This window comes from Pseudomonas sp. MB-090624 (assembly GCF_003205245.1).
GTDB lineage: Bacteria > Pseudomonadota > Gammaproteobacteria > Pseudomonadales > Pseudomonadaceae > Aquipseudomonas > Aquipseudomonas juntendi.
Genome location: NZ_QJRK01000001.1, coordinates 13316 through 27676 on the forward strand (window position 1 = coordinate 13316; position 14361 = coordinate 27676).

The following is a 14361-nucleotide window of genomic DNA, read 5'->3' on the forward strand; positions in this document are numbered from 1 at the left end:
CCCTGGATGAATTCGAGAACCGCTGAAATGACCAACAACCGCAAAACCCTGTTTATCGGCTCGGTGCTCGCCGTGGCTGTCCTGGCTGGCATCGTCGGCCCCTGGATGTTCGGCAGCGACCACCGCCAGAGCACCAATGACGCCTATGTGATCGCCGACTTCACGGTGGTCGCGCCCAAGGTCGCCGGCTTCATCAAGGAGGTGCTGGTAGAGGACAACCAGCAGGTCACGGCTGGCCAGCTATTGGCGACCATCGATGCCCGTGACTACCAGGCCGCGCTGGATGCGGCGCAGGCGCAATTGCTGGTGGCCAAGGCGCAAAGTGCCGATGCCCGTGCCACCCTGGAACGTCAGGCTTCGCTGATTGCCCAGGCCGAAGCTGCGGTGAAAGCGGCCCAGGCCGAAGCGGCGTTCGCCGACCATGAGGTCAACCGCTACAGCCGCCTGGCCGAGCAGGGCGCCGGTACCGTGCAGAATGCCCAGCAGGCACGCAGCAGGGTCGACCAGGCCCGCGCGCGGCTGGCCAATGCCCAGGCAGCGCTGGTGGCGGCGCGCAAGCAAGTGGACATCCTTACCGCCCAGGTAGCCAGTGCCGATGGCCAGCTCAAGCGCGCCGAAGCGGGCCTGGAAAAAGCCCAGCTAGACCTGTCCTACACACGCATCACCGCGCCGGTGGACGGCATGGTCGGCGAGCGTGCCCTGCGGATCGGCGCCTACGTCAACCCGGGCGCTCGCCTGCTGTCGGTGGTGCCGTTGCAGCAGGCCTATGTGGTAGGCAACTTCCAGGAAACCCAGCTGACCCACGTACAGCCGGGCCAGCCGGTGAGCATCAGCGTCGACACCTTCTCTGGCGAGAAGCTGCAAGGCCATGTGGAAAGTATCGCCCCGGCCACCGGCGTGACCTTCGCCGCCGTGAAGCCGGACAACGCCACCGGCAACTTCACCAAGGTGGTGCAGCGCATTCCGGTGAAGATCGTGTTCGAGGATGGCCAGCTACTGCTGGCCCGCTTGCGCGTGGGCATGTCGGTGGAAGCGACCATCGATACCCGTGGCGACAAGCTGAACGGCAAAGAGGTCAGCGCACGATGAAAGCGGCATTACGCGTGAGCCCATTGCTGCTGGCCGTACTGATGGCTGGCTGCACAATGGGCCCGGACTTCCTGCGCCCCGACAGCCAGGCACCGCAACAATGGGCGCCGCTGCAAGGTGAGGCGGCGGCCAGCCAGCCGCAGGCCGAACCGCTCGAGCTGCGCTGGTGGGAAAGTTTCCACGATGCCCAGCTCAGCGCATTGATCCAGCGCGTTGCCGAGCGCAACCTCGACTTGCAGATGGCCAGTGCCCGGCTGGTACAAAGCCGGGCCTTGCGCAGCACCGTGGCCGCCGATGAAATGCCGGCGGTGGATGTTGCTGCCGGCTACAGCCGTGCCCGCAACAGCGCCGAAGGCCTGAGCGACCCCTCTGGCAAGGCGGGCAAGCAAGCCTTCAACCTCTGGCAGGGCGACTTGGTAGCGGGTTGGGAACTGGACCTGTGGGGCCGCGTGCGGCGCCAGGTCGAGGCGGCCGATGCTACGGTCGAAGTGGCGGAGAACGACCGCCGCGGGGTGCTGCTGGCGTTGCTGGCGGAAACCGCCGGCAACTACATCCAGTTGCGTGCGGTGCAGCACACCATCGATGTCACTCGCGACAACCTCAAGGTCGCCCAGCACAGCCTGAAGCTGTCGGAAAGCCGCCAGGCCGAAGGCGTCGCTACCCGCCTCGACGTAGCCCAGGCCAGTGCCCAGGTGGCGTCCATCGAGTCGCGTCTGCCCAGCCTCGAAGCCCGGCGCGATGACCTGATCAACGCCCTCAGCCTGCTCGCCGCCGACCCCCCGCGCAGCCTGCAGGCCCAGTTGCTACAGGGCGGCGAACTGCCTGCGCCGCGGCAGACGTTCGCCATCGGCTTGCCGTCCGAGCTGGCCGAGCGCCGGCCGGACATCCGCCAGGCCGAGGCTCGCCTGCACGCTGCCACCGCCAGCATCGGCGTGGCCAAGGCCGACTTCTACCCAAGCATTCGGCTGTCGGGCAGTGTCGGCTTCCAGGCCATGCAGTTGTCCGATTTCGGTGCCTGGGATGCGCGCCGGTTTGCCTTTGGGCCACAGCTTTCATTGCCGATCTTCGAGGGCGGCCGACTCAAGGGCACCCTGGAGTTGCGCGAGGCGCAGCAGCAGGAAGCGGCGTTGAATTATCGCAAGGTGGTGCTGGGTGCCTGGCACGAAATTGACGATGTGCTACGCCTGTACAACGCCAGTCAGTTGCGCCGTGATCACCTGGCCGAGGCCGTGCGGCAGAACCGCATCGCCCTGGAAACCGCCCAGCGCCAGTACGTGGAAGGGGCGGTGGATTTTCTCAACGTGCTGACGGTGCAGAGTGCCTTGCTGGCCAGCGAGGAACAGTGGATCGACAGCTCGGCGGCGGTGTCGCAGGCGCTGGTGGGGTTGTACAAGGCGTTGGGGGGTGGCTGGCAGGCGTTTGATCAGCAACCGGTGAAGAAAGCTTTGCAGCCCATCGCCGGCAAGCCAGCTCCCACAAGTGCAGCGCAGGTCTCAGGTACAGCGCAATACCTGTAGGAGCGGGCTTGCCCGCGAAGGGCTGCAAAGCAGCCCCGGCGATTTCCCAGACAGATGAGGAGGCAAAGATGCACATTTCCCTGAACGGCAAACGCGCGATCGTCAGCGGTTCCACCGCCGGCATTGGCCTGGCCATCGCCATAGGTCTGGCCGAAGCCGGCGCCGAAGTAGTCCTCAACGGCCGCACCCAATCCCGCGTCGACGAAGCGCTTAAAGCCGTGCGCGAACGCCTGCCACAAGCGCGCATCATCGGCATCGCTGCCGACCTCGGCACCCAGGAAGGTGCGCAAAAGCTGTTCGACCAAGTGCCGCATACCGACATTCTGGTCAACAACCTGGGCATCTTCGAGCCCAAGCCGTTCTTCGAGATCGAAGACGAAGACTGGCAGCGTTTCTTCGACGTCAACGTGCTTAGCGCGGTGCGCCTGTCGCGCCACTATGCCCGAGGCATGGCCGAGCGCAAATGGGGGCGGGTGGTGTTCCTGTCCAGTGAGTCGGCGCTGCAGATCCCGACCGAGATGATTCACTACGGCATGACCAAGACCGCGCTGTTGGCGGTGTCACGAGGGCTGGCCGAGACCCTGGCGGGCACCGGGGTAACGGTGAATGCCGTGCTGCCTGGGCCGACGCGCTCTGAAGGCGTGGGTGACTTCTTCGCCAAGCTGGCCGAGGAGCAGGGGGTCACGACTGCTGAACTGGAAACCAGCTTCCTGGCCGAGCACCGGCCCAGTTCGTTGATCAAGCGGCTGGCGACAGTGGAAGAGGTGGCCAACATGGTGGTGTACCTGGCATCGCTGCAGGCCAGTGCTACCACCGGGGCGGCGTTGCGGGTGGACGGCGGGGTGCTGCGGTCCATTGCCTGATTGTCTACTGCCTGTACCGGCCTCTTCGCGGGCTTGCCCGCTCCCACCCTGTAGGAGCGGGTTTACCCGCGAAGGGGCCAGCACAGGAAAAAGAAGAATCAAAGCGGTCGCAGCAGGCCAAAGCGCTTGCGCAACGCCCAATCCAGCAAACGCCGCGGCAGCAACCGAGCCATCAACGGCAACGCCGTACTGCCATTGCCCAAGCGCACCACAGCCGGTACCGGCGACCTGCTCACCGCCGCCAGCACGCCCTTGGCAAACACCGCCGCCGAAGTCGGCTTGTCCTGCGAAGCCCGCGCCCGTGCCTGCACCTGTTCACGCAACGGCCACCACGCCGAATCCGACGCCAGTACCTGCTCGGCCTGGCGCTGGGCGTTGCTGGCGAACTGCGAGGCAATCGCCCCCGGCTGCACTTCCAGCACGCGCACGCCGAACGGGGCCAGCTCAAGGCGCAGGGCGTCGCTCAGGGCATGCACGGCGGCCTTGGAGGCGCAGTAAGCGCCAGCGAATGGGGTAACCAGCACGCCGGAAACACTGCCGATATTGACCACCAGGCCCCGGGAGCGGCGCAGCAGAGGGAACAGTGCGCGGGTCACGCCGATCACCGCGAAGACGTTGGTCTCGAATTGCTGACGCAGTGCGTCCACACCGCCATCGAGCAATGGGCCCATGGCGCCGTAGCCGGCGTTGTTGACCAGAATGTCGAGGCCTGGCAGTTCCTCGGCCAGGCGGGCAAGGGCATCGCTGTCGTTCACGTCCAGTTGCCGGGCGGTGTAGCCGGCGGCACTCAGTTGCTCGACATCCTCAGGCTTGCGGGCAGTGGCCCAGACGTGGTGGCCAGCATCGCGGAAGGCGTCGGCCAGGGCGCGGCCGATGCCGCTGGAACAACCGGTGATCAGGACGGTGGGCATGGTGGGGGCCTTTGATCAAGGTGAGAGGTGTGTCGCCGGTACTGGCCCTATCGCCGGCAAGCCAGCTCCCACAAGTACTCCGCAGTCCTTGAAAGGGGTGGGGTACCTGTGGCAGCTGGCTTGCCGGCGATAGGGCCAGTACTGGCAATGAATCAATTGGCAAATGTACCTTGCAGGTGCTCAGCCCGAAACTCCAGGGTTTGTGCTCGGTAACCGGAACGCAGGGGCGGCAAGGGCAGGCAGTCTTCCCACTCGGCCCCCGGCTGCAGTTCGCCAGGGCCACGGTAGCGCGGCGCGTTGTAGGTATTTTCGGCGAGGTTCACGGTATCGCCCGGTGCATAGGCGGCTACGCGCCAACGCAGTTCGGTGAGCGGTACCGGGTTGCCGTTCTTCATGTGCACCTGCAGGGTTCGGTCGGCGGGGCACTGGTCTGGGGCGTAGCGCAGGCGCAGGTCCAGGCGGGCCAGTTGCGAGGCTTCGCGGGTGTCCTGCCAGGCAACGAACAGGGCCACCAGGCCCAGGCCGCACACGGCGGCCAGGGAAATGGGCAGGGCCTTGGCCGGGTAGCGCAACAGCAGCACCAGCCAGGTGAGGATAAGGACGGCACCGATGATCATGATGTGCGGATTCCGTTCGAGTCTCGGCACATCTTGGAGTGGCAAGCTGCAAGCTGCAAGCTGCAAGCTACAAGCTACAAGCTACAAGCTACAAGCTACAAGCTACAAGCTACAAGCTACAAGCTACAAGCTACAAGCTACAAGAAAAAGCAGGGCGGTGGAGAACCCACAATTTTGGATTCGACGCCGCCCCGCTGTTTCTTGTAGCTTGCAGCTTGCAGCTTGCAGCTTGCAGCTTGCCGCTTGCCGCTTTACTGCGCGATGGTCTTCACCGAAACCCCACGCTCGACCGGCGTAGAGGTGCGCCCATACACATCTTCGAAGCGCTCGATATCATCTTCGCCCAGGTAACTCCCGGACTGCACCTCAATGATCTCCAGCGGGATCTTGCCCGGGTTGCGCAGGCGGTGTACCGACGCAATCGGGATGTAGGTCGACTGGTTCTCGGTCAGCAGGAACACGTTTTCGTCGCAGGTCACCTCGGCAGTGCCGGACACCACGATCCAGTGTTCGGCGCGGTGGTGGTGCATCTGCAGCGACAGGCTGGCGCCTGGCTTGACGGTGATGTGCTTGACCTGGAAGCGGCCGCCCATGTCCACCGAGTCGTAAGAACCCCATGGGCGATACACTTCCAGGTGGTTCTGGGTTTCGCTACGGCCCTGTTCGTCCAGTGTCTTGACCATCTGCTTCACGCCCTGAACCTTGTCCTTGTGGGCGATCATCATGGCGTCCTTGGTCTCGACCACCACGATGTTCTCAAGGCCGATCACCGACACCAGCTTGCCGTTACCGTGGATCATGCAGTTGTGGCTGTCCTGCACCACCACATCGCCCTTGGTGACGTTGCCATTGTCGTCCTTCTCATGCACCTCCCACAACGACGACCAGCAGCCCACGTCGCTCCAGCCGGCCGACATCGGCACGACACAGGCGCGCTGGGTTTTTTCCATCACCGCGTAGTCGAGGGAGTTGTCCGGGCAGCAGGCGAAAGTGGCGGGGTCGATGCTCAGCACATCGCCGTCTTCCTGGCTACGCTCCAAGGCCAATACACAGGTGTCGTAGATATCGCCATCGTGCTTTTTCAGCTCCTCGAGGAAGCGGCTGGCGCGGAACAGGAACATGCCGCTGTTCCAGAAGTAACCACCGGCCTGGACGAACTCGGTGGCGCGCTTCTCGTCGGGCTTCTCGACGAACTGCGCTACCCGCGCCACGCCCTCGGGCAGCAATGCATCCTGGCTGGAGCGGATGTAGCCGTAGCCGGTTTCCGGCTTGGTCGCCGGTACCCCGAACAGCACCATCTCGCCGCGCTCTGCCGCTACGGTGGCCAGGGCCAGGGCACGTTGCAGGGCCTTCTGGTCCTCGATTACATGGTCGGCAGGCAGCACCAGCATCAGTTCGTCACGGCCTTCGTTGACCAGTTTCATCGCGGCCATGGCCACCGCTGGCGCCGTATTGCGGCCAAACGGCTCCATCAGGATGCCTTGGGTTTCCAGCTTCAGGGCAGCCAGCTGCTCCTGCACGATGAACTTGTGGTCCTTGTTGCAGACCACGATCGGCGTGTCCATGCCCTCGAACACCAGGCGCGAGAGGGTTTGCTGGAACAGCGTGTGTTCACCGGTCAGGGCCAGGAACTGCTTGGGGAACTGCTTGCGCGACAAAGGCCACAGACGCGAACCGCTACCACCAGAAAGAATTACCGGGATCATCATGTTTCTCCAATAGTCGTTGAGAGGCAGGGGAATCAGTTGCTAGCCACGGGGCGAGTTACCCACACCGGCGACAAGGCGTTGCCGGAACCCGTTACGTACAGCACTGCGGCTTCGCCGCGCTCAAGGGCGACCGGCTTCACGTCACCCACTTTCTTGTCACCTTGGTACAGCGCCAGGTTCACCTTGACCGGGTTGATCTCGCGCTCACCACGGCCGTTGGCGGCCACCTGCTTGACCACTTCGGTCTTGCCGTCGGCGGTTTTCAGGGTCAGCTGCTGGTCGCTCAGGTTCTGCACCCGCACCAGGGCTTTCTGCTTGTTCTTGAACGGCGGCTCTTCGATCAGCTTCGGGTTGCCGCTGTTGCTGTTGACCAGGGTGTAGTACTTGTCCGAGGCCAGCTTGACCGGCACGCTCTTGCCGCCGACCTGGGCGGTGTAGTCACCGCCAGGCAGGAAGCTGAAATCGCTGCTGGCCTGGGCGCCAACCTGCTTGATCTGGGTGTTGCCCACGCTGGCGGCAGCCGGTGCACTGGTGGCGTTGTACAGCCGCACGAACGTGGAGCCTTTCGGCGCGCTGGGGCCATACAGTGCGGCGTCGGCGCCGGCGAAGGCCTGCATGGAAGCAAGGGACAGGCCGGCCGCCAGGGTGAGGGCTTTGGCAATGGAAGTCTTGGTAGTCATGTGCGTGTTCCTCTCTTCAGTCAGTGGTTCGTCCGGGTGGACGACAAGGCCAGGTTTTCTTCGGATTTACGGGCGTTCTTCAGCTGCGCGACCCAGTGCGGGTCGAAGCTGCTGAGGTCGTTCTTCATTGGCAGATATCGTTCTGGGAATTCCCACACCACCACTTGTGGCGCGGCGTTCTTGAAGGCATCGCTTTGCAGGTACTTGAGCATGGGCACCAACGGGCCGTGGCCGTCCTCGGCGTAATTGGCCACGTCGCTGCGCAGCGCCTGCTGCAGGGCGCCAAGGAAGTTCCAGTGCGGGTTGGCGCTGTAGCTGGTGCCAACCAGTGCCACCGGTATGCGGCTGTCGGCGAACAGCGCGTCAGCGCCGTCACCCTCGGCCTCGGCGGCCCGGGTGGTACGCTGTTGCAGGCTGTCCGGGGCGGGCAGCAGGTTGCTGAACAAAGGGTCCAGTGGCAGGAAGTTGGTCAGGTCGCCTTTGTACGGGGCGGTGCTGCCTGCTTCGGTGATGAAGGCCTGCGGCTCGCCGTCGAGCAGGTTCTGCCGGCGCACGGCGTCGGCCAGCGCCTGCGCCGCCACTTCGGCGCCCATCGGCGTCCAGTGGGTGTCGGTACGCAGGAACACCTGGCCGCGGGCCTTGGCCTGCGCCAGTGGGCCCATCAGCTCGGGCGCAAACACGTTGGCCTGGCGTGCCTGGGCGTGAAACTGGTTGTACAGGTCGTCATGCAAGCTGGCCGGTTGTTGCTTGCCGATGTATTCGGCATACACCCGCGCCTTGGCCGGGACGATCGCCAGCACCAGGTGCACGCCGTGCTGCTGCAGGGTGTCGCGTACACCGCGGATCAGCGCCAGGTTCTCTTGCATCAGTTGTTCGGCACCGGCGGTGGGCTTGAACTCTTCGTCACTGAACAACCACTGGTCGCGGCCCAGCACCACGCCAGGGCGGCCTTCGTGGAACAGCTTGAAGTCCATCGCCGCCCACAGGTTGGTGCCCAGGCGCTTGATTGGGAACTGGTCGTCGTAATGGGTTTCGGCTGCCTTGGCCAGTTTGCCGTTGAGCAGGGTCATCTGCTCGGTGCGCTGGAAACTTTCCAACCCACCGGTGGACCAGACGCCCATGCCCACCAACAGGCCAATGAAGGACAGCGAATAGGTAATGCGTAAGGTTCGGGTCATGTCAGCCCCCTCAGAACTGGAAGTAGAGGAACGGCGAGTAGCTCTGCGCCGAAAGCTTGAGGATCGAGGCCACGAACAGCAGCAACACCAGCGCGCGGGTCATGACCCGGGTCCAGTCCAGGCCCAGCGAACCGTCGCTGTTGACCTGCACCGGGGTGGCCTTGGGCGTGGGTTTGGCGTTGCGGTAGAAGTCGCGCAGGCCGAAGAACGCCAGGGTGAGGTAGGCGATCACCAGGGTGGCGACCTGCAGGCCGGTGAGCTGGGCACGGTTGAGTTCCGACAGCTGCCAGTCGCCGAAGCTGAACATGGCGCCGTACATGCGTGCGGCGACGTGCAGGTTTTCGGCGCGGAAGATCACCCAGCCGACCACCACCAGCAGGAAGGTGAAGGCCCATTTCACCGGGTTGAAACGCTGCGGGTTGGTGTCGATGCCCAGCGCCCGCTCGATCGCCAGCCACATGCCGTGCCAGGCGCCCCAGATGATGTAGGTGAAGTTGGCGCCATGCCACAGGCCGCCCAGCAGCATGGTCAGGAACAGGTTGCGGTAGGTGTTGAAGGTGCCTTTGCGGTTACCGCCCAGGGTGATGTACAGGTAGTCGCGCAGCCAGGTCGACAGGCTGATGTGCCAGCGCCGCCAGAACTCGGTGATGGACTGGCTGATGTATGGCTGCTTGAAGTTTTCCATGAAGCGGAAGCCCATCATCAGCCCCAGGCCGATGGCCATGTCGCTGTAGCCGCTGAAGTCGAAGTACAACTGCGCGGTATAGGCCAGGGCGCCGAGCCAGGCATCCCCGGTGGTCGGGTTCTGCAGGGCGAAGCAGTGGTCGGCGACCACTGCCAGGGTGTCGGCGATGAACACCTTCTTGATGAAACCCTGCATGAAGCGGGTGCAGCCTTCGGAGAACTTGTCCAGGGTATGGGTGCGGTTGTTGAACTGGTCGACCAGGTCCTTGAAACGCAGCACGGGGCCGGCGATCAGGTGCGGGAAGATCGCCACGAACGCGGCGAAGTCGATCAGGTTGCGCGTGGCCGGGGTGTCGCCGCGGTACACGTCGATGATGTAGCTGATCGACTCGAAGATGTAGAACGAGATACCGATCGGCAGCAGCACGTGGGTGAGGATGAAGGGCTCCAGGCCAAACGAGGTGATGATCGCATTCAGGCTGTCGACACCGAAGTTGGCGTACTTGAAGTAGCCGAGAATGGCCAGGTCGACACCGACCCCCAGCAGCAGCCAGCGCTGTGCCGGCTTGGTGCGCACGCCGGCGGCACCCACTTTCAGGCCGATCCAGTAGTTCCACAGGGTGACCCCGGCGAACAGCGCCAGGAAGTCCACCCGCCACCAGGCGTAGAAGATGTAGCTGGCGATCAGCAGCAGCAGGTTGCGATAACGTTGCCCGCTCAAGTAATACAGGCCGAGGAATATCGGCAAGAACAGGAACAGGAACACGTTGGACGAGAAGACCATCCCGGTTCTCCTTATTGTTCACAGCATCCGGGGCACAGCGCCCCCCAAACCCCCCAGCAAAAAGCTGGAGGGCAACTTAGAGCCCTGTGGGAGCGGGCATGCCCGCGAACAAGGGCGAAGCCCTTGCCATGCACCGCGGTGGCTTCTTCGCGGGCATGCCCGCTCCCACAGGTACCGACCCCACAATGGGAGTCAGTTCACTTCTTGCTTGCTGCGCTCGGGTCGTAGACCCGGGTCAGGTCGCCGCCCAGCCGGAAGCTGTTGAACGGCTGCATCCCGTGCTTGCGCTCCAGCGTGTCGCCGACGCAGTGGTACAGCGCGCACCAAGGCTCGAGCCAGGCGTACTTGTTGTCGACCTTGAGGTCTTTCATGTCCTGCTTCTCACCGGCACGTTCGGCGAAGTGACGGGGGTCGCGGGCGCCGTAGAGCACACCTTCGCCCAAGCGCTGCAGGGCAAAGTTGTTTTCGCTGCGCAGGTCCACGCCGTTGGCCTGGGCGAAGCTGGCAATCATCGCCAGCGGCGGCAGGGCGTAGTTGTGATAGGCCAGGGCACGTTGCTTGCGCTTGATCTCGTTGGGCAGGAAACCTTGCTCGTCGACTTGGTTGGCACCCACCTTGAATTCCTTCACCGCCCAGTCGAACAGGTCGCGGCGGTCGGTGGCCACGGCGGTGGCCATCACCGACCAGGCGGCCCAGTAGCTGTGGTTGTTGATCTTCTCCAGCGGCAGGTTGCTCCAGTCCTGCACGGTCTGCTCGGCCAGGCGGTCCAGCCATTTCTCGATCAGCTTGGCCTCGGCCTGGTGCGCGGCCAGCGGCTGGGCAGTGGAGAACTTCAGGCGCAGCCACGAGCCGCTCATGCTGCCCAGGGCCCATTTGCGCATCGACTTGCCGGTGTGGTTGTAGTCGGTGGACAGCAGCGCATTGGCCCGCGCCCAGGTCCCCAGCCAAGCCAAGGTGCAGTCGAGTTGCGCCGGGCGGCCATCACGCATGTATTGGCCGACCATCTTGCTCACGCCCTTTTCCAGCGTGGTGATGTCTTCGGTCGACTTGCGAAAGGCCTTTTCCGAGGCGACATTGAGCGTGGCACGGGCCTTGTCGGAGCCTTCGTACTTACTGCGGAATTGCAGCGCACCGGTATAGGGTTTCGGTGCCGGCTCGCAGCGGAAATTGCCGTCGCCCGTTTTGGGTTTCTCGATGCCCTCGTAATAGCCTTGGGGTGGCACCAGCGCAGCGTGCGCGGCGCTGCCGAACAGCGCCATGGCGAGCAGGGCAGGGCGAAAGATTTGCTTGAATACGGTCATGGTCGCCTCACTGGCCGGCTTGCGCGGTTTGCGCAGGCACGGCGAAGTTGTTGCGTTTGCAGAGTTTGGCCTCGACTTTCTGGGTGCCGCTTTCCGGGCCTTGCACCTCGAACGCCAGCAGGCTCTGGTCGGCCCAGTCCTCGTCCTCGCGCATCTGGAAGACAAAGCGGCCGTCGGTGTCGGAGGTTTCCGGTTTTTCCAGCTTGATGTCTTCGTGGCGGCCGTTGAGGTACCACAGGGTGGCTTGCAGCACCTTCACCGATGGGTCGTCGAACCTGACATCCATCTGCAGGTTGCGGTTGATCAGCTGTTTCACTACGCCGCCCTTGCCGTTGACCATCAGCTCGTTGTTGCCGGGCTTGAGCGTGGTGCTGGCGCTCATCAGGGCCGGGCGGTCATTGCAGCCATCGTCGAGCAGGCCAAGGATTTGCCGCCAGATGGTTTCTTGGTCCAGGCGGTATAGCGGCGAGAACTCCCAGATCAGGATCTTGGGCGGGTTCTTGCGGAATTCCTCGCTGCCCAGGTACTGGATCATCGAGCCTTCCAGGCCACCGCCGGGGAAGGCGACGTTGAGCACATCGGCGCCGATGTATTGCTCGAGGAACCCGGAGAAGTTGTAGTTCTTGCCGCTGTGGCTGGTGCCGACCAAGGTGATCTGTGCGTTGCCGCTGTCGCCGAACAGGTCGTCGCCGCCGCCGCTGGAGCCTTTCGGCTCGGTGGCGAACTGGTCCATGTACTGGATCGCATAGCTGGTGCCACACAGTTGGCCGGCCACGTTGTGCAGGGTGCCCGTCTTGCCCATGCGGCCAGATTTCCTGGTTTCGAATTCCTTGCGCGGGATGCCCTCGAAAGCCGGCATCTTGTGCACGGTGTCGGCGACGATCCTGGCGGCGCGCTGGGCACCGTACGGTGTCCAGTGCTGGTCACCGCGGAAGTAGAAGTCCTTGCCCTGGTCGGCGGCGGCCAGTTGCTCGTTGGTCAGCGGCGACAGGTCGGGCACGTTGTAGCCCATGCTGGCGAAGCGCTTGAGCATGGCCTGGTAGTTGCCCAGTGCCTTCTGGTAGTTGAACGCAGCTTTCTCGGCCGGGTTGAGCATGTTGCGGTTCACCAGGCCACGGGTGGGCTGGTACACCATCACCAGCTCCACGCCACGCTTCTTGAACGCGTCGTGCACTTGTTGCAGGCGCTTGTAGCCGGCCGGCGTGGTGCTGAATTCGGTGCGCAAGTCTTCGCGTGTGCGGAACAGCCAGTCGCCCTTGGCTTGCACCAGGGTGGTGAAGTTCTGCTGGTAGCGGGTGGTGTAGCGGCTGGCATCGTGCGCTTCGGGGCACAGCTGGCAGCAGGGTTCGGCCGTGAAGGTCGGGGCCTTGACTTCATCGGCGCGCACGCCTTGGCTGATTGCCAGAAGGGCAGCGGACAGGCCCAGCAGTTTCATCAGGTGTGGAGTCATGGTCTGGGCTTCCTTAATCGATCATTTCGGTCTGGCGCTCGACCGGGTCGATCAGCACAGCCTTCTGCTGGCGGACCAGCAGGTCGAGGATTTCGTCCTGGCGCTCGCCCAGCACGCCGTTGAGGCTGATGCCGCTGGCCTTGCGCGGGGCGAGCATGGATACCTTGTACAGCTCGACCGACAGCGGCGAGTCGATCGACAGCGGGCCTGAGCCGTTGGCCGCCAGTTCGCCGCCCACCACGATCAGCGACACCTTGGTGTCGAACGGGTCGAGGGCGATGTCGCGGTCGGTGTCGGACAAGTCCTTGATGTGGCCGTACACGCCGACCAGGCCGTTGGCCATGGCCACGTTCTCGTACAGGCGGATGTTCACGCTGTTACGTACGCGTATGCCGTGGCGGCGGTTGTTGATCAGCTTGTTGCCCCAGATCAGGTTGTCGCCGCTTTCGTACAGGGTGATGCCGTCGGTGTGGTTGCGGTAGATCTCGTTGTAGGCCACCAGGTTGTTGACGCTGTTACGGTCGATCACCACGCCGGAGAGCTTGTTGTCGTAGCTCTTGTTGTTGATGATCCAGCTGTCGTTGACCTCACGCGAAATGATAATGCCGTGCTTCTTCTTGGTGCCGTAGACCGTGTTGCCGGCGATGATCAGGCGGTGCGAGCGGTCGTGCGGGTCGATGCCATAGACGATGTTGTCGTTGTAGGTATTGTCCTTGACCACGAAGTCCTGGGTTTCGTAGCAGTAGAAGCCGTACCACATGTCGCTGAACTGCGAACCGATGATCCAGCCGGTGGGTTCCGGGCGGCCCATGCGCTTGGCCATGTTCGGGGTGTACTGCGAAATGCTCACGCCGTACGACTTGGACTTGGCATAGCCGAAACTGGCCATCCTGGTATTGACGATATAGGTCTCGGTACCGCCCCACGACAGCAGGAACGGGCGGAACTCCTTGGGCGAGCGGAAGGTCGCCGGGCCGTTGTCTTTTTCCCGCCAGCCAGTCACCTGGGTGTCGGTGACGAACAGCTTGCCGTCGTTGACCAGGAACGCGCCGCCCTCCTGGGACAGGCGCAATTGCTTGACCTTGCCATCGATCTCGAGGATGCCCTTGCGGCCGACCACGATCGGCAGGCGCGCCAGGTAAACGCCCGGCTCGACTTCGCGCAGGTACTGTCGCGGCACCTGCTTGCTCAGCTCGACAAGGTCGACATGGCCGTCATCGATGAAGATCGCCTGCGGAATACCGTGCTGGCGCTGGACCCACTCGGCCGCCTTGTTGTCGCCGCCGACAAACTCCTTGAGGGTGTCCTCCTGGAACATGCGGCGCAGGCTGACCTTGCCCTTGTGGCTGCGGTCGATCTTCTTCTGCACGGCCTGGGCGGTGTAGCCGCTCAGGTCGGGCAGCTTGGGCGGGTCCATGTGCAGGGGCTCGATCGGCGCGCTGGCCACGGTGTAGGTCTTGGCCTGCTGCAGCTCCTTGGCAATGACCTTGGGCTCTGCGGCGACGGCCAGGCCCGAGGCCAGCAACAAGGCGCTGGCCAACAGGCTGTGACGTAGGTGCGGGTGAAGGTTCATCAGGT

The 14361-nt window shown here is 63.7% G+C and carries 11 protein-coding genes and 1 pseudogene; 3 read left to right on the forward strand and 9 right to left on the reverse strand.

What is annotated here, in order from left to right; all coding sequences use genetic code 11:
- Positions 1–27 precede the first annotated feature (27 nt).
- From DMX12_RS00065 to DMX12_RS00075, 3 genes and pseudogenes are all read left to right on the forward strand, one after another.
- Positions 28–1089, forward strand: coding sequence for an HlyD family secretion protein (locus tag DMX12_RS00065; protein WP_110675595.1), 1062 nt, complete (start codon positions 28–30; stop codon positions 1087–1089).
- A pseudogene (locus tag DMX12_RS00070) lies at positions 1086–2522 on the forward strand (efflux transporter outer membrane subunit); the annotation flags it as partial. The gene DMX12_RS00065 and the pseudogene DMX12_RS00070, both read left to right, overlap by 4 nt.
- Positions 2523–2674: 152 nt before the next feature.
- Positions 2675–3469 carry an SDR family NAD(P)-dependent oxidoreductase gene (locus DMX12_RS00075; protein WP_110675597.1) on the forward strand — a complete coding sequence of 265 codons (795 nt, stop codon included), beginning with the start codon at positions 2675–2677 and terminating at the stop codon, positions 3467–3469.
- Positions 3470–3567: 98 nt separating this feature from the next.
- Here the strand turns inward: DMX12_RS00075 and DMX12_RS00080 are convergent, their stop codons facing one another.
- The 9 genes from DMX12_RS00080 to algG all read right to left on the reverse strand — a co-directional run bounded on the left by DMX12_RS00080 (position 3568) and on the right by algG (position 14356).
- A complete protein-coding gene (locus DMX12_RS00080) occupies positions 3568–4380 on the reverse strand; it encodes an SDR family oxidoreductase (protein WP_110675599.1) in 813 nt (270 codons plus the stop codon).
- Between the two features lie 152 nt (positions 4381–4532).
- Positions 4533–4997 (reverse strand): multidrug transporter, encoded by a 465-nt coding sequence (locus DMX12_RS00085; RefSeq protein ID WP_110675601.1) that lies wholly within the window; start codon positions 4995–4997, stop codon positions 4533–4535.
- A 251-nt stretch (positions 4998–5248) separates the two neighbouring features.
- Positions 5249–6703, reverse strand: coding sequence for a mannose-1-phosphate guanylyltransferase/mannose-6-phosphate isomerase (locus tag DMX12_RS00090; RefSeq protein ID WP_110675603.1), 1455 nt, complete (start codon positions 6701–6703; stop codon positions 5249–5251).
- A 35-nt stretch (positions 6704–6738) separates the two neighbouring features.
- On the reverse strand, positions 6739–7386 hold the full coding sequence (locus tag DMX12_RS00095; protein ID WP_054912061.1) for an alginate O-acetyltransferase AlgF: 648 nt from the start codon (positions 7384–7386) through the stop codon (positions 6739–6741).
- A 20-nt stretch (positions 7387–7406) separates the two neighbouring features.
- Positions 7407–8564 (reverse strand): alginate O-acetyltransferase, encoded by a 1158-nt coding sequence (locus DMX12_RS00100; RefSeq protein WP_054912060.1) that lies wholly within the window; start codon positions 8562–8564, stop codon positions 7407–7409.
- Positions 8565–8574: 10 nt separating this feature from the next.
- Complete coding sequence (locus tag DMX12_RS00105; protein ID WP_110675605.1) at positions 8575–10032, reverse strand: MBOAT family protein; 1458 nt, start codon at positions 10030–10032, stop codon at positions 8575–8577.
- A gap of 197 nt (positions 10033–10229) precedes the next feature.
- The gene (locus DMX12_RS00115) at positions 10230–11333 is read right to left on the reverse strand and encodes a mannuronate-specific alginate lyase (protein WP_110675607.1); all 1104 of its coding nucleotides are present in this window, start codon (positions 11331–11333) and stop codon (positions 10230–10232) included.
- A 7-nt stretch (positions 11334–11340) separates the two neighbouring features.
- The gene (locus DMX12_RS00120) at positions 11341–12783 is read right to left on the reverse strand and encodes an alginate O-acetyltransferase (RefSeq protein ID WP_110675609.1); all 1443 of its coding nucleotides are present in this window, start codon (positions 12781–12783) and stop codon (positions 11341–11343) included.
- A gap of 13 nt (positions 12784–12796) precedes the next feature.
- Entirely contained in the window at positions 12797–14356 is a 1560-nt protein-coding gene (gene algG, locus DMX12_RS00125; protein WP_054912057.1) for a mannuronan 5-epimerase AlgG, read from the reverse strand.
- Positions 14357–14361 lie beyond the last annotated feature (5 nt).

Excerpts from the sequence above, each read along its gene's own strand:
- DMX12_RS00065 (WP_110675595.1), top strand. The coding sequence starts at position 28 with ATGACCAACAACCGCAAAACCCTGTTTATCGGCTCGGTGCTCGCCGTG.
- DMX12_RS00075 (WP_110675597.1), top strand. The coding sequence starts at position 2,675 with ATGCACATTTCCCTGAACGGCAAACGCGCGATCGTCAGCGGTTCCACC.
- DMX12_RS00080 (WP_110675599.1), bottom strand. The coding sequence starts at position 4,380 with ATGCCCACCGTCCTGATCACCGGTTGTTCCAGCGGCATCGGCCGCGCC.
- DMX12_RS00085 (WP_110675601.1), bottom strand. The coding sequence starts at position 4,997 with ATGATCATCGGTGCCGTCCTTATCCTCACCTGGCTGGTGCTGCTGTTG.
- DMX12_RS00090 (WP_110675603.1), bottom strand. The coding sequence starts at position 6,703 with ATGATCCCGGTAATTCTTTCTGGTGGTAGCGGTTCGCGTCTGTGGCCT.
- DMX12_RS00095 (WP_054912061.1), bottom strand. The coding sequence starts at position 7,386 with ATGACTACCAAGACTTCCATTGCCAAAGCCCTCACCCTGGCGGCCGGC.
- DMX12_RS00100 (WP_054912060.1), bottom strand. The coding sequence starts at position 8,564 with ATGACCCGAACCTTACGCATTACCTATTCGCTGTCCTTCATTGGCCTG.
- DMX12_RS00105 (WP_110675605.1), bottom strand. The coding sequence starts at position 10,032 with ATGGTCTTCTCGTCCAACGTGTTCCTGTTCCTGTTCTTGCCGATATTC.
- DMX12_RS00115 (WP_110675607.1), bottom strand. The coding sequence starts at position 11,333 with ATGACCGTATTCAAGCAAATCTTTCGCCCTGCCCTGCTCGCCATGGCG.
- DMX12_RS00120 (WP_110675609.1), bottom strand. The coding sequence starts at position 12,783 with ATGACTCCACACCTGATGAAACTGCTGGGCCTGTCCGCTGCCCTTCTG.
- algG (WP_054912057.1), bottom strand. The coding sequence starts at position 14,356 with ATGAACCTTCACCCGCACCTACGTCACAGCCTGTTGGCCAGCGCCTTG.